The following is a 14,509-nucleotide window of genomic DNA, read 5'->3' on the forward strand; positions in this document are numbered from 1 at the left end:
TGGGAGTACCGCATGAGCCATTTCCTGGACCGACTGAAATATCTGAAGAAACAAAAAGAGCCCTTTTCTGGAGGACACGGGGAAAAGACCCATGACGACCGCAGCTGGGAAGACGGCTACCGTCGCCGCTGGCAGTTCGACAAGATCGTGCGCTCCACCCACGGGGTGAACTGCACCGGCTCTTGCAGCTGGAAGATCTACGTCAAAGACGGCCTGGTCACCTGGGAGACCCAGCAGACCGATTACCCGCGCACCCGCCCGGACCTGCCCAACCATGAGCCCCGAGGTTGCCCACGTGGCGCAAGCTACTCCTGGTATATGTACTCGGCCAACCGCCTCAAGTACCCGAAAATACGCAAACGTCTGGTAAAACTCTGGCGCGAAGCCAAGTTGAGACACAGTGATCCGGTGGATGCCTGGGCCAGCATTGTCGAGGACCCGGCCAAGGCCAAGTCCTACAAAGAGCGCCGTGGAATGGGTGGCTTTGTGCGGATCAAATGGGATGAAGCCAATGAGCTGATCGCCGCTGCCAACGTCTACACCACCAAAAAATACGGACCCGACCGGGTAACCGGCTTCTCGCCGATTCCCGCCATGTCAATGGTGTCCTACGCCGCAGGTGCCCGCTATTTGTCATTGATCGGCGGCAACTGCCTGAGTTTCTATGACTGGTACTGCGACCTGCCACCCGCCTCTCCACAGATTTGGGGCGAGCAGACCGACGTGCCGGAGTCCGCCGATTGGTACAACTCCAACTACCTGATCGTATGGGGCTCCAATGTGCCGCAGACCCGTACCCCGGATGCGCACTTCCTCAGCGAGGTGCGTTACAAGGGTGCCAAGACCTGCGTAATCACCTCCGATTACTCCGAGTGTTCCAAGTTTGGCGACACCTGGCTGGCACCGCGTCAGGGCACCGATGCAGCCCTGGCGATGGCCTTCGGCCACGTGATCCTGAAAGAATTCCACGTCGATAAGCCCAGCGCCTACTTCACCGAATATGTGCGCACCACCACCGATATGCCGATGCTGGTGACCCTGGAAGAGCGCGACGGCAAGCTGATACAGGGCCGCTTCTTGCGCGCCTCCGATGTGGCGGATGACCTCGGCCAGGATAACAACCCGGAGTGGAAGACCATCGCCGTCAACCATGATGGCCAGCTGGTTTCCCCTCAGGGCTCAGTGGGCTATCGATGGGGCGAGCAGGGAAAATGGAATATTGAGCAGCGCGATGGCCTCAGTGGCGAAGAAGTAGAGCTGAAGCTCAGCCTGAAAGACTGCGCCGATGAAATCGCCCAGGTGGCCTTCCCCTACTTCGGTGGCCAGACCCACGAGCACGACTACTTCCAGCACACCGACCACAGCGATGTGATCGATTACAAGGTGCCGGTAAAGTTTGTGCAGAACAAAGATGGCGAGGTGCTCAAAGTTGCCAGCGTCTACGACCTGACCCTGGCCAACTACGGCGTCGAGCACGGTCTCGACGATCCCAACTGCGCGCACAGCTACGACGAAGACAAACCCTACACTCCCGCCTGGCAGGAGAAAATCACCGGCTGTCGCCGCGAGAACGTTATCCAGGTTGCACGCGAGTTCGCCAATACCGCTGACAAAACCCGTGGACGCTCCATGGTGATTGTGGGTGCCGCCCTCAACCACTGGTACCACATGGATATGAACTACCGTGGCCTCATTAATATGCTGATGATGTGCGGTTGTATCGGTCAGAGCGGTGGTGGCTGGGCCCACTATGTGGGGCAGGAAAAACTGCGCCCGCAAACCGGCTGGACCCCGCTCGCTTTCGGCCTCGACTGGCAGCGTCCGCCGCGCCATATGAACGGCACCTCCTTCTTCTACAACCACGCCAGCCAGTGGCGCTACGAGAAGTTGGAAATGGACGAAGTGGTTTCGCCGCTGGCCGACAAGAGCAAGTGGCAGGCTTCCATTATCGATTACAACAGCCGCGCCGAGCGTATGGGCTGGCTGCCATCCGCACCGCAGCTGGGTATGAACCCGTTACAACTCACCAAAGATGCCGCTGCTGCGGGTATGTCCGCCAAGGATTACACCGTACAGCAGCTTAAGCGCGGCGCGCTCAAGTTCGCCAACCAGGACCCGGATAACCCGCAGAACTTCCCGCGTAACATGTTCATCTGGCGCTCCAACCTGCTGGGTTCCTCCGGTAAGGGCCACGAGTACATGCTGCGCCACCTGCTCGGCACCAAGCATGGCCTGATGGGTAAGGACCTGGGCGAAGCCGGCGGCAAGAAGCCGGAAGATGTGGCCTGGCACGATACCCCCAGTGAGGGCAAAGTCGATCTGCTGGTGACACTGGACTTCCGTATGTCCACCACCTGTCTCTATTCCGACATCGTGCTGCCGACGGCCACCTGGTATGAGAAGGACGATCTCAATACCTCCGATATGCACCCTTTTATCCACCCGCTCACCAAAGCGGTGGACCCGGCCTGGGAAGCGCGCAGCGACTGGGACATTTTCAAAGGTGTGGCGAAGAAATTCTCCGAACTCACCGACGGCCACCTGGGGGTGGAGAAGGATCTGGTAACCCTGCCAATCCACCACGATACCCCCACCGAAATCGCCCAGCCCTTTGGGGTGAAGGCCTGGTGGAAGGGTGAGTGCGACCTGATCCCCGGCGTTACCGCGCCGAGCATGATCGAGGTGGAGCGCGACTATCCCAACACCTACAACCGCTTTACCTCTATCGGCCCATTGCTGGAAAAACTCGGCAACGGCGGTAAGGGCATCAGCTGGAATACCGATGACGAGGTGGACTTCCTCAAGAAGCTCAACCGCACCTGGAAGGATGAAAGCGCCCGCGACGGCCGCGCCCGTATCGACAGCGCCGTCGATGCCGCCGAGATGATCCTGTCACTGGCCCCTGAAACCAACGGCCAGGTGGCGGTGAAGGCCTGGGAAGCGCTGGGCAAGATCACCGGTCGCGATCACACCCATCTGGCCAAGCCCAAGGAAGACGAGAAGATCCGCTTCGCCGATATCGTGGCGCAGCCCCGCAAGATCATCTCCTCGCCCACCTGGTCTGGCCTGGAAGATGAGCATGTGAGCTACAACGCCGGCTACACCAATGTGCACGAGCTGATTCCCTGGCGCACCATCACCGGCCGCCAGCAGTTCTATCAGGATCACGAGTGGATGCGCGACTTCGGCGAGACCATGTGTGTGTACAAGCCGCCCATCAACCTGAAAACCGTACAGCCGGTGCTGAACCAGAAGCCCAACGGCAACAAGGAGATCCTGTTGAACTGGATCACCCCGCACCAGAAATGGGGCATTCACAGCACCTATTCCGACAACCTGCTGATGCTCACCCTGTCTCGTGGTGGCCCCATAGTATGGATGAGTGAGAACGACGCCAAGTTGGCAGGTATTGAAGACAACGACTGGATCGAAATCTTCAACGTCAACGGCGCCATTGCCGCCCGTGCGGTGGTGTCCCAGCGGGTGCCAGACGGCATGGCCATGATGTACCACGCCCAGGAGCGCATCGTGAATACACCGGGAGCGGAAACCACCGGCACCCGCGGCGGTATCCACAACTCCGTAACCCGTGCGGTGATGAAACCCACCCATATGATCGGCGGCTACGCCCAGCAGTCCTACGGCTTTAACTACTACGGCACTGTGGGCTGTAACCGGGATGAGTTTGTGGTGGTGAGAAAAATGAACAAGGTCGACTGGCTGGATGGCGAAGACGTCAAAGAGCCGACGCGAGAGGAGGTGTAACAATGAAAGTTAGAGCCCAGATCGGCATGGTGCTGAACCTCGATAAATGTATCGGCTGCCACACCTGCTCGGTGACCTGTAAAAACGTCTGGACCTCTCGCGAGGGGGTCGAGTACGCCTGGTTTAACAACGTCGAGACCAAACCCGGTGTCGGCTATCCCAAAGAGTGGGAAAACCAGGACAAGTGGAACGGCGGCTGGACCCGCAAGAAAAACGGCAAGTTGCAGCCCAAGATCGGCAGCAAGCACCGGGTGCTGGCCAACCTGTTTGGCAACCCGGATATGCCGGAAATCGACGACTACTACGAGCCGTTCGACTTCGACTATCAGACCCTGCACAAGGCGCCGGAGCAGAAGCACCAGCCGGTGGCCCGCCCGCGCTCGCTGATCAGTGGCGAGCGTATGGAGAAGATCGAGTGGGGTCCCAACTGGGAAGAAATTCTCGGTACCGAATTCGACAAGCGTAAGAAGGACAAGAACTTCGAACAGGTCCAGGCGGATATCTACGGTGAGTTTGAAAACACCTTTATGATGTACCTGCCGCGCCTGTGCGAGCACTGCCTCAATCCGGCCTGTGTTTCTGCCTGCCCCAGCGGTGCCATCTACAAGCGCGAAGAGGACGGCATCGTCCTGATCGACCAGGACAAATGCCGCGGTTGGCGCATGTGCGTATCCGCCTGCCCCTACAAGAAGATCTACTACAACTGGAAAACCGGTAAATCCGAGAAGTGTATCTTCTGTTACCCGCGTATTGAGGCGGGCCAGCCAACTATCTGTTCCGAAACCTGCGTGGGCCGTATCCGCTACTTGGGGGTGCTGCTCTATGACGCCGACCGCATCGAAGAAGCCGCTGCGGTAGAAGATGAAAAAGCCCTCTACCAAGCCCAGTGCGATATTTTCCTCGACCCCAGCGATCCCAAAGTCCAGGAAGCTGCCCGCGCCGAGGGTATCCCCGAAGCCTGGCTCGAAGCCGCGCAGAAATCCCCGGTGTACAAGATGGCCATCGATTGGCAGATCGCCCTGCCGCTGCACCCGGAGTACCGCACCCTGCCCATGGTTTGGTACGTGCCGCCGCTGTCTCCGATCCAGAATGCAGTGCAGGCCGGCCAAGTGGAAACCGTCACCGTGGGGCGCGGCGCCGAGATCCCCGATCTCTCCACCCTGCGTATCCCGCTGCAATACCTCGCCAACCTGCTCACCGCCGGCGACGAGAAGCCAGTGGCCCGCGCCCTGGAACGCATGATTGTGATGCGCGCCTATATGCGCGGCATCCATGTGGACGGCGTGCAGGAACGCGAGTTACTGGAAGAGGCCGGGATGACCGTCGCCCAGGTAGAAGAGATGTACCGCTATATGGCCCTGGCCAATTACGAAGACCGCTTCGTGGTGCCCTCAAGCCACAAGGCTTACGCCGAAAACGCCTACGACATGAAGTCCTCCTGTGGTTTCAGCTTCGGCAACGGCTGCAGCACCGGCAACGACAGCACCAATATCTTCGGTGGCAAGCAGAATGCGGTGCGCGAAGTGATACCGGCCAAAGTGGTCGACTGAGGCCGAGGGGAGAGTACCGATGAAAGTATTAAACCTGATCGCCCACCTGCTGGATTACCCGTCCGATGAGCTGGTGGCGCACCTGGATGAGTTAACCAACTGGGTGGCGGAATCCGAAGACCTGGACAAGCCCCTGCGCGATTTGCTGCTGGCGTTTATCTCTCACTACGAGCGTATGGATGCGCTCGATTGGCAGAGTGAATACGACGGTTTGTTTGAGCGCGGCCGGGCTGTGTCCCTGCACCTGTTCGAGCATATCCACGGCGAATCCCGCGATCGCGGCCAGGCCATGGTGGATCTGATGAACCGCTACCGAGCTGCCGGCCTGGAACTGAATGAGCGCGAACTGCCGGATTACCTGCCCACCTACTTAGAGTTCTGCGCCACCCAAGGTGAAGCGGCCTACGGTTGGGTGCACGATATCACCCATGTGATTGCCCTGTTGAGCGCGCGCCTGTCAAAGCGCGAGAGCCCCTATCACCTGTTGATGGATGCGCTCTTGCAGATGGCCGGAGTCTTTGTAGATCTGACCGCGCTCAAAGAAGAAGTCGCCAATGAGGAGCGCGACGATACCCCCGAGGCGCTGGACAAGATCTGGGAGGAAGAGGTGGTCAGCTTTACCGGCGCCAACAATTGTGACCAGTCCATAGCGCGGCCCAGCGCTGCGCAGCTGCGCGACGGCCAGCCCCTAACCTGGGCCTCCAGTGCCAAAGATGCCGCGCAGAATTCTGCCCAGCCCGTACCACAGGAGTAACAAGATGAACTATCTGAATACGCTGCTCTTTGCCATCTATCCCTTTGTTGCCCTCACGGTGTTTCTGGTGGGGAGCCTGATCCGCTATGACCGCGATCAATATACCTGGCGCACCGGCTCCAGCCAGTTGTTGGAGCACAAGCAATTGCGCATCGGCAGTTACCTGTTCCATATTGGGGTGATTGCCATTCTCGCGGGCCATTTTGTCGGCCTGCTTACGCCCAAAGCGGTGTGGCACCTGCTCGGCATTGAAGCCTCCACCAAGCAGATGATGGCAATGGGGATCGGTGGTTTCTTCGGGGTAATCTGCTTTATCGGCCTCACCATTTTGATTAAGCGCCGCCTCACCAATCCGCGAGTGCGCGCCACCACTTCCAAAATGGACCTGACCATACTGTTGATGCTTTACGCCCAGTTAATCCTTGGCCTGATCAGTATCCTGGTTTCCGCCGGCCATATGGACGGTGCCGAAATGCTCAAGCTGATGACCTGGGCCCAGTCCATTGTCACCCTCGATGGCTCCGCAGCCGCAGCGGCTATCGCCGACGTAAATATCATCTACAAGCTGCATATTTTCCTCGGTATGACCCTGTTCCTGCTGTTCCCCTTCAGCCGCCTGGTGCACGTATGGAGTGTTCCAGTGCAGTACTTCCGCCGCAATTACCAGGTAGTGCGCGCCAAAGCCGCGCGCTAATCCCAGCAATCGTTAACCAGGCCCGCCAAGTGTGGGCCTTGTGTGGAGAAGAGTCATGAGTGCATTACTAGCTTCCGACGCCGCCGGGCACGAATTCGAACTGGCTGAAGCTGTGGCCGTGAACGGCAGTGAAATTCCCGCAGACCTGATTTACCAGGAGATGCAATACCAGACCGCCAACTCCCCGCGCCAAGCAATTTACCGCGCCGCACGGGCATTGGTTATCGGTTGGCTGTTACGGGAAAAGGCCGCAGGGCAGGGGCTTTGTGCCGCCGACGAAGACCTGCACAGTGAGGCCTTCGATCACGCCGTTTCAGATCTTTTGAAAGGTGAGTTGCAAGTGCCCCCGGCCAGTGAAGACGAGTGCCGCGCTTATTTCGAAGCCCACCCACATAAATTCCGCTCCGATCCCCTTGCCGAAGTGCGCCATATCCTGATCCCAGCCGCACCGGATGACTCTGAAGCCTGTGCGAAAGCGCGCGCCGCTGCCGAGGAAATGCTCAAGCAGATCCGCAACGATGCTAATCCGCTACAGACCTTCGCCCAGTTAGCTCAATCCCACTCCGCCTGTTCCTCCGCCGAAGCCGGTGGCAGCCTCGGCCAGGTGGGGCGCGGTGATACCGTCGCCTCCTTCGAGCGCGCAGTGTTCGAGCAGGGCACCGGCTTGGTAGCGGATCCTGTGGAGACCCCTTACGGAGTACACCTGATTTATGTGGAACACTGCGAACCGGGCCGCCCGCTGGAATTCGAATATGTTTCGGAGCGAATCGAGGAATACCTAACTGAAAAACGCCGCCGCCAGATGACTAGCGACTATCTGCAAAAAATGGTTCAGGCCGCGCAAATATCAGGCCTGGATTTATCGGGGGAGGCCCACTGAGGTGGTAGAGATTCGCCAACTGTTCGCACGCAATCGCGACTGGATAAATTAAATGTCCTGGCGCAGGTGCAAAACCTGACCATGACAAAAATAATGCAGCAGGGCTGAGACCGCAGTCAGCGTTTCAACTTGCACGGCTGGATCTGCGATATTCGCAATGGCCTGATTCGATACCTGGGTATGCGGATAGACGATCATGGGTAAGTGCCAGAGATTTATCATATTAATAGCGAGGTGCAGGAGGAGGGTTGAGTTTTTTACTTCTTTATCCCGTACTAGACGTTGAATATAAATAGCGCTGTTACGTTTAAATACTCTCAAAAATTCAGCCCCTACATCTACTCCGCATCTGTTAAAGCCGATGGCAACCAGCATCGGTTAGGGGGAGCGATACTGCCGCTTCTTTTCAGAGTGTAAAGGGTGTAACTATATATACAGTGAGCCTCAATAGAGAGTTAGCCCTATGGATGGCTATATAATATTTTTGCCTCCCAATACTACGCTGAGAGCAAGAAACAGTAACTGAATACCTAGCATGATAAATACAGATATCTTCAGAAGAAGAATGCGGTTACCGATAGTTTTTTCACATACAAGAATTACTCCAACGACGAGATAAAATACCCCGAAAGAACGTAAGATACTGATTCAATAAGAGCTAGGGGTGGCTTTTTTATGAGGAGATAATCTGTTGCCAAAGACCAATCTAATTTTTGAGCATCAGTAGGAGATAAATAGGTTGATCTTGAAGTTCTTGAGTACTTAAAATCAAGTATTGAAGGTAGTGTTTCAACCACAGTATAAATGGAAACTAGCTAAAGCTGAAACTTACCAAGAAGGGGAAAAGAATGGATTGAATACGTGGCCGCATAAGAAGCTGATCCCGTTAAGAGATTAAGGAAATATATTTACGTATATTTATATGAATTCCTACGTGAATCAACCTCAGAATGAATTTCTGGAACTATTAATATATCGATTCTATAAAAAAACAACAAAAATTTTATTTACATTAAAGCACCTAAGCTAACTGGCGTAAAAGCTTGGCTACAATTGACAGCAAATAATTGTAAGTATTTTTTACGCCTGAGTTTGGAAAATATTTTTATATCTTAAGAATCACATAACCCAAGATATACTTTGCTCTTTTGCTCCTCCGCCATAGAGAGGGCGCCTATTATTTCCGATATAGAAACTAGTTCCCAAGTTGTTTCACGGATCGTTTTGTTATCTTGGGACCATTTTGATTCATCAAAACCTTCTGAATTTATAATTTCCTCTTTTAAGAAACGTATCAATTCACCACGTAACTTTACTAATACAGAGCGAAGCTGCCAAGGTTCAACTATATTTGGTTTAAAAAGTTCATATTCTTCTAAAACACTTTCACTATCTTTAGTGTAGGTAGGTCTAATTAAATTAGCTTCTTCGTCTGAAATCTTACTGAAAATATTAAAACCGGTTCGATAATTAGGGTTTCCAGTATATAGCATGCGAGCTACACCGTCGCATGGGTTAGTTGTTGAAACAACTGTTTCTTTTTTGTCTTCGTTCAATATTATAAGATGGAAACTAGTAGAAATACCCAAAATCGCTCCCTTTCAAAGTCTAACAGCGTATTCTAAAGAATAACGAATCATAACACCTTAAAATATATTCTGGAAATAAAACTATAAAGTTCCTTTTATATAGAAGATAGAGTTTGATGATAGTATCTTCTCTAATTCCATCTGTTGTGGCAGTACCTATTATGAATAGCTTGTAAATATAATTGTTGTACCGGAAGACTCTGGACCTAATCGTTGAGGGAAAACAGTCCATTCTGAAATATATTTAGATAATTGAATAACCTATTGGTGTCTAAGACCATTTCTGCGCAATCATTGCCGTGCTTCGAGCAAGAGCTTTATTAAGTTGTAGGTTTTGAAACGAAAATATGTTCAATGAAGTCAAAGTTTTTTGAAGAAATAAGAGCATATAAAACGTCTTTTTCACCAGAACCCTCTGTAATAAAGACAAAGTAATTTTTCCCAACTTGGTTATTCAGTATTGGTGATGTGCAACTGGTATTATAGTTATGTACTATTGAAATAAAATTCTTTTTTTCCCCTTTATACATTTCTATCACTTCAAACTTAACAATCTGAGATGTGCTGGAACATACATTAAAGATAAAAGTTTACCTTTAAATGCAGACTTTGAATGTTTAATAAATTTCTGGGTATTATAAAGAGAAACTGTTTCAGGGGCAATTATACAGGCTGGTGTATTCAGGCTAATCAGTATAAAAAAACTACAAGAAATTTCATAAAACAAAAACGTCATTAGCAATTGTTAATCAGCAACCACCCGCTATGCGGATGGTTGCTGATTTCATGAATAGGGTAAGCCGGCTTAATTTTGAGCACAATTTAGTGCCTTGATGAAGGCAATGTGCGATATTTAAGTAACCAGTTATGTGAATTAATGTTTGCTGGTGAGAGCTAGCTATTTCATTGAATGAAAACCGATATTATTTCCTTCGGTATCTTGCGCTATTGCGATAAAACCATGCTCTCCAATAGACATTTTAGGCACTACTACCTTCCCACCTGCTGGCTCGACTCTGGCCAGTTCAACAGAACAATCTTCGCTATCAAAATACGCTAGAGTGCTATTACCTCCAGCTTCAACACCCTCCATTTTACAAATTGCTCCACTTGCACCCGGTTCTTGTTTCATTGGAAATGCCCACATCTCGGGTTGAGGAAAGTCTTTTACTTCGTCAGGATTGTCTAGTCGAGTTAACTCCTGCTTGAGAACAGATTCATAAAAGGACTTTGCACGAACCATATCATTCACATAAATTTCAAACCAACAAACTGCATTTGTATTCATTAGAGTATCCTCACTGTTAAGTATCTAGGTATGGTTTGTATTTCCGGAAACATAACGAAGTTTTAGAAAGATCATTCATATTTTACGCGCAATAATGAAAACTACCATATCATGCATTCCATGCTGCCATATAATTTCTATGGTAAAACCAGCGTCTTGAATTTCTTTCTCTAATTTTACTTTTGTTAGGATGAAGACATCGGGCATTAAGCCCATAAGTTTTCCTAGAGGTGCTAAGAGCTTAATAAACCGTATATAGGAATTACCCATACAAACGGTACTACTCACGAAAACACCACCAGGCTTGAGGATTCTAGCAGTTTCTGCCAAAACATCTCTTCTATCTGGTAGTAAGTGAATAACATTTAAACCCAATACTGCATCAAAACTCGCCGACTCAGCATTGAATTCGGTTAATGTACCTCTGGTAAATCTAATATTATCGATGCAGGCTTCCCTGGCCTTCGTTCGGCCAATCTCAAGCATATTTTCAGATATATCTACCGCTTCAATATGTTGCACATGTGGAGCGTGGCAAATCGCTGTGGTCCCTGTTCCGCAACCAAACTCCAAAATATTCATATCAGGCGTAAAGAATCTCTGGGTATCTGAGAGCTTCTTCTGATAACTTGCCTCGTCAGAAATAGGGCTCCTAGCATACTCCTTTGCTTTTCTATCCCAGAACTTATCAGACCTAGTCATATCAGTTCCTGTATAAATGCCAAGGCGTTATCGGCGCTGTTTTTTTCTCCCTGACTCATAAAGCCTCATGCTTCGGACCGAAGCGTCCGAAAGCCTTAACATTTTAAGTTTCAAAACCCATTAAGAACACCCCACAACTTATCCCAACGTTCAAGCTTTTCAGCGGCACTCAACAGTCTTGGCTGAATTTGAATAGGGTTGCCAAGTTGATTCACATCTTGTAATAAATTGGAATTTACTGCTCCGCGAAGCCGACCATTTATATTGCAGCCTACGGCTAGTAGTTCATTACAAGCTTTGCAATGGTAGAAATTAGCAAGTTGATCACCATTTTGTTTAGTTGAAATCTCATCACCAATGAAATCCACTGACATATTCGGATCACTAATAATACGTGACGGGTTGGCTTGGCAATAATTACAATCGCAAATGCGCGGATTCAAATCTTCGAGTGGTCCAGCTAACCGAACTTTAACCCGCCAATGCTTACATTTACACGATCCCTGAAAGAGCATAATAATTAGTGCCAATTACGATGAAAGATATGCTTGCCTCAATTGCCGGAGGCTACTGGCGCCTTTTTTCAAAGCTTTGGCAAAAAAGGTGACAGCAACCGCGGATCGGATTGCATGCACTTGGTACGCCCAGCATAGGCGTGAACTAATAGGGTGAAACTCCCCTGTAGGAAGATCATCATTTAATGGCATTCCATTAAATGCTAACTACTAGCGAATGGCAACTGCAACATGGTGAGATCTTAGGGGGAGGGGGCCGCTGGCAAAACTACAAATTACCGAATAGAAACATCACTTAATGCTTAGCCTAGAGGCGAGGTGGTCAAGGGCACTGAAGCCATGTGATCTAATGGGTAGAGTAAATGATTAAATTGTGTGGTGAAAGTCACACCCTTATCAGGGGAGATCTGTGTAACCTGCTGATATGATGCTGTCAGCATGGCCGCTGACTCATAAGTAGGCCCAACCCGCTAACTACCATCGCGGGGATAAAAAATGTTTGAACACAGCGGCACCCCGGTCTGCACTTGGGTGCTGCCTTCGATGACCATGAATCTCTGGGCGACTCTTAAGCTGATTAAGCAATTCGAGAGGAAGTTGGAGGACTTCGCCAAAACGATACCCAGAGGCGGTTTGCGTTATCGCCTCCAGTGAAACCAAGGTCCATGCCGTACGATCGCCTCATTCACCACGCACGAGTAATTGCAGGTCTTCCGCAGTCCCTTCGATAAGGCGGCTAAGGGATTCGGCGCGCGAGATCCGGCCGTCTCTTAGCGTATACAGGCTGATTACCTTGATTGTGAGCGGTTGGCCATCTTTCGCCTTCGCGCGCACCAGATGCACATCAGCTATCCGATCGCCCTCGCCAATTACGGAAAGGTAATCGAATCTGACGGCCGAGTACTCCATACGGAACAAATTGATACGCGAATCGAGTTGCGATCGCCCAATCGTTGTGTCGTCGATAACCTGCACGAAGTCTTCGGTAAAGTAGCGGTCGGTGACCTTAGAATCAGCGTTTGGATCACAAACCGCTTTGGCCATCTCATCCAGAAACGCTTCGGCCTGTTCACTATTCATTTTTCGATTCTTCTCCGTTCGCGTCCGATTGTGGTCGAATGCATGGACAGACATCTACCACTGTCTAACGCTAAGGTTGACCGAGCTGTCATGCAGCTCGCAAAAAATATTACAAACTAGGCGGAGCCTATCCCGCGAGTTTGATTATAGCGCTTTGGGCCAAAGCTCTGTTATGCACAAGTGGGTCAGCTCAAACCTTTGGTATCCAGGTGGCAGTAAAGAGGACCGCAATTTGGACACTTATGGATGATGTTTGAATCAGACTGATGTGCTGAGCCCGATGATGTATCCTCAATCGCTGGCGCTAAAAGGCAACCTGGCAATCGAAGCATGCAAACTTATGCAAGAACTCAGTCAAAGTGTATAGCGTGTGGTGAAGGGGTGGGCCATGCAATGAATTATCTCGCTTATAAGCCTTATTAAGTGGCTATTGGCTGGCATGGTAGAGAACGAAACTGATTGTTAAAGAGGCTACTATAGCCCCAAGGATACTGAGTGCTACTTTCATCGGGATAATGGGTACTGGAGTCCTATAACGTTGCTCTCGGCCAAAGACTGTGAACGAGCTCTGCTTACCATAGGGGGCGAACATGACAAAGAATATCATAGAGCCAATGGCTATAGAGTAAGCCAACCATCCAAATACGCTGGAGGCTGTTAAAGTTTCTTGAGTTGCCAGGATATAGACATAGATACCTATACCAGGGAGTAAGCCGAGTAACTTTTTATCCATTTTTCTTCGCATGATAACTAAATTACCAAGTGGCTAATTTTTTTGATTGTTTTGTGCGAACATAATGCTTGCCATGAGATAAAGCGGTCATAAGGGAACTCTTCTCCTGTGAGCTTCTCTTAGGCATCATTGGCTATATGTATAAAGTCTTCAGCTTCGTAGCCCTACAGTTCTGGACACCACTAACATCTTAACCCGTAATATTCTTTGTACCTCAGCCTATGGGGATCAAAGATTAAGTCAGATTCTCCATGCCCCCTATCTTAATTACTCGGTTAAAACGGAGTGCTTTAGAAATTCATTAAGTTTGTACAGTTAGTGCAGTGAGTTTTCGAAATAGATAAAGGCATATCCGAAAGCTAACCCAAGGAGGACAGGTCCGGGGTAACGTCTAAACAGGCGTTTTATTTTACTAGGTGTTCGACCATTACGTAGGTCATTAATTAATTCTTGCTGTGCTTGAAAGGCATGTAGCGCTGAGAAGACGGCGGCGGTCAAAGAGTAGGTGAACCCTTCAGAAATAGGTGTATCAATACCAAGAGCAGTTTTGAGAGTAACAATACCGCCTATAAATGCCATCGCAAATGACAAATTAGACTTTAAAAATTCGAACTCTAATTCTTGGCTCAGAAGATAATGAGGGCTTTGCTCTATGGGTTTATCATTTACTAATTCTTGTAACTTTGCTCTCATTACTCACAACCGTTAACAGGATCTATTTGGATAATAGTACCTTTGCCTTCCCAATGGAATACTCAAAACTTACAGTAAGTTCTGTAGCAGCAGAGCGACATTTGCTCAGCAGAAGATGTTCGATCGTACCAATTTTATGGGTTTAGGCCATCTGGAGCTATTTTTATAAAGTAAATTATTACAGGTATAAAGCACATCAAGGTTAATACTAGGTTTGCGATATTCAGTACTCGCTTGCTTCTAAATATCACAAATAACACCCCTAC

Annotated in this window: 13 protein-coding genes; 5 read left to right on the plus strand and 8 right to left on the minus strand. The window is 50.3% G+C overall.

Annotated elements, in window-relative coordinates:
* Positions 1-12: 12 nt before the first annotated feature.
* The 5 genes from ACXAFI_RS19170 to ACXAFI_RS19190 are packed head-to-tail and all read left to right on the plus strand — an operon-like array spanning position 13 to position 7,643.
* Positions 13-3,765 carry a nitrate reductase subunit alpha gene (locus ACXAFI_RS19170; RefSeq protein ID WP_475110059.1) on the plus strand — a complete coding sequence of 1,251 codons (3,753 nt, stop codon included), beginning with the start codon at positions 13-15 and terminating at the stop codon, positions 3,763-3,765.
* Between the two features lie 2 nt (positions 3,766-3,767).
* Positions 3,768-5,315, plus strand: coding sequence for a nitrate reductase subunit beta (narH, locus tag ACXAFI_RS19175; protein ID WP_252084095.1), 1,548 nt, complete (start codon positions 3,768-3,770; stop codon positions 5,313-5,315).
* A gap of 19 nt (positions 5,316-5,334) precedes the next feature.
* Positions 5,335-6,069, plus strand: coding sequence for a nitrate reductase molybdenum cofactor assembly chaperone (gene narJ, locus ACXAFI_RS19180; protein ID WP_475110060.1), 735 nt, complete (start codon positions 5,335-5,337; stop codon positions 6,067-6,069).
* A gap of 4 nt (positions 6,070-6,073) precedes the next feature.
* Positions 6,074-6,763, plus strand: a complete 690-nt coding sequence (gene narI / locus ACXAFI_RS19185; RefSeq protein ID WP_444899341.1) for a respiratory nitrate reductase subunit gamma — start codon at positions 6,074-6,076, stop codon at positions 6,761-6,763.
* Positions 6,764-6,818: 55 nt separating this feature from the next.
* Complete coding sequence (locus tag ACXAFI_RS19190) at positions 6,819-7,643, plus strand: peptidylprolyl isomerase (protein ID WP_475110061.1); 825 nt, start codon at positions 6,819-6,821, stop codon at positions 7,641-7,643.
* Between the two features lie 48 nt (positions 7,644-7,691).
* Here ACXAFI_RS19190 and ACXAFI_RS19195 read toward each other — a convergent pair whose 3' ends face one another.
* The 8 genes from ACXAFI_RS19195 to ACXAFI_RS19230 form a co-directional block, all read right to left on the minus strand.
* The gene (locus ACXAFI_RS19195; RefSeq protein ID WP_475110062.1) at positions 7,692-7,964 is read right to left on the minus strand and encodes a hypothetical protein; all 273 of its coding nucleotides are present in this window, start codon (positions 7,962-7,964) and stop codon (positions 7,692-7,694) included.
* Positions 7,965-8,755: 791 nt separating this feature from the next.
* Positions 8,756-9,232, minus strand: coding sequence for a hypothetical protein (locus ACXAFI_RS19200; protein ID WP_475110063.1), 477 nt, complete (start codon positions 9,230-9,232; stop codon positions 8,756-8,758).
* Between the two features lie 898 nt (positions 9,233-10,130).
* Positions 10,131-10,520, minus strand: a complete 390-nt coding sequence (locus ACXAFI_RS19205) for a VOC family protein (protein WP_444920666.1) — start codon at positions 10,518-10,520, stop codon at positions 10,131-10,133.
* 75 nt (positions 10,521-10,595) lie between these two features.
* On the minus strand, positions 10,596-11,222 hold the full coding sequence (locus ACXAFI_RS19210; protein WP_475110064.1) for a class I SAM-dependent methyltransferase: 627 nt from the start codon (positions 11,220-11,222) through the stop codon (positions 10,596-10,598).
* A gap of 110 nt (positions 11,223-11,332) precedes the next feature.
* A complete protein-coding gene (locus tag ACXAFI_RS19215; RefSeq protein ID WP_475110065.1) occupies positions 11,333-11,596 on the minus strand; it encodes a hypothetical protein in 264 nt (87 codons plus the stop codon).
* Between the two features lie 822 nt (positions 11,597-12,418).
* On the minus strand, positions 12,419-12,817 hold the full coding sequence (locus tag ACXAFI_RS19220) for a nuclear transport factor 2 family protein (protein WP_475110066.1): 399 nt from the start codon (positions 12,815-12,817) through the stop codon (positions 12,419-12,421).
* Between the two features lie 427 nt (positions 12,818-13,244).
* Positions 13,245-13,562: a hypothetical protein gene (locus ACXAFI_RS19225; RefSeq protein ID WP_475110067.1), complete on the minus strand. Its 318-nt coding sequence runs from the start codon at positions 13,560-13,562 to the stop codon at positions 13,245-13,247.
* Between the two features lie 303 nt (positions 13,563-13,865).
* Positions 13,866-14,243 (minus strand): hypothetical protein, encoded by a 378-nt coding sequence (locus ACXAFI_RS19230; protein ID WP_475110068.1) that lies wholly within the window; start codon positions 14,241-14,243, stop codon positions 13,866-13,868.
* Between the last annotated feature and the right edge of the window lie 266 nt (positions 14,244-14,509).

Source organism: Microbulbifer sp. ABH2_005 (genome assembly GCF_056160005.1).

What these genes read in the sequence shown, in the direction of transcription:
- ACXAFI_RS19170 (WP_475110059.1), top strand. Translation starts at nt 13, where the DNA reads ATGAGCCATTTCCTGGACCGACTGAAATATCTGAAGAAACAAAAAGAG.
- narH (WP_252084095.1), top strand. Translation starts at nt 3,768, where the DNA reads ATGAAAGTTAGAGCCCAGATCGGCATGGTGCTGAACCTCGATAAATGT.
- narJ (WP_475110060.1), top strand. Translation starts at nt 5,335, where the DNA reads ATGAAAGTATTAAACCTGATCGCCCACCTGCTGGATTACCCGTCCGAT.
- narI (WP_444899341.1), top strand. Translation starts at nt 6,074, where the DNA reads ATGAACTATCTGAATACGCTGCTCTTTGCCATCTATCCCTTTGTTGCC.
- ACXAFI_RS19190 (WP_475110061.1), top strand. Translation starts at nt 6,819, where the DNA reads ATGAGTGCATTACTAGCTTCCGACGCCGCCGGGCACGAATTCGAACTG.
- ACXAFI_RS19205 (WP_444920666.1), bottom strand. Translation starts at nt 10,520, where the DNA reads ATGAATACAAATGCAGTTTGTTGGTTTGAAATTTATGTGAATGATATG.
- ACXAFI_RS19210 (WP_475110064.1), bottom strand. Translation starts at nt 11,222, where the DNA reads ATGACTAGGTCTGATAAGTTCTGGGATAGAAAAGCAAAGGAGTATGCT.
- ACXAFI_RS19215 (WP_475110065.1), bottom strand. Translation starts at nt 11,596, where the DNA reads ATGTCAGTGGATTTCATTGGTGATGAGATTTCAACTAAACAAAATGGT.
- ACXAFI_RS19220 (WP_475110066.1), bottom strand. Translation starts at nt 12,817, where the DNA reads ATGAATAGTGAACAGGCCGAAGCGTTTCTGGATGAGATGGCCAAAGCG.
- ACXAFI_RS19225 (WP_475110067.1), bottom strand. Translation starts at nt 13,562, where the DNA reads ATGCGAAGAAAAATGGATAAAAAGTTACTCGGCTTACTCCCTGGTATA.
- ACXAFI_RS19230 (WP_475110068.1), bottom strand. Translation starts at nt 14,243, where the DNA reads ATGAGAGCAAAGTTACAAGAATTAGTAAATGATAAACCCATAGAGCAA.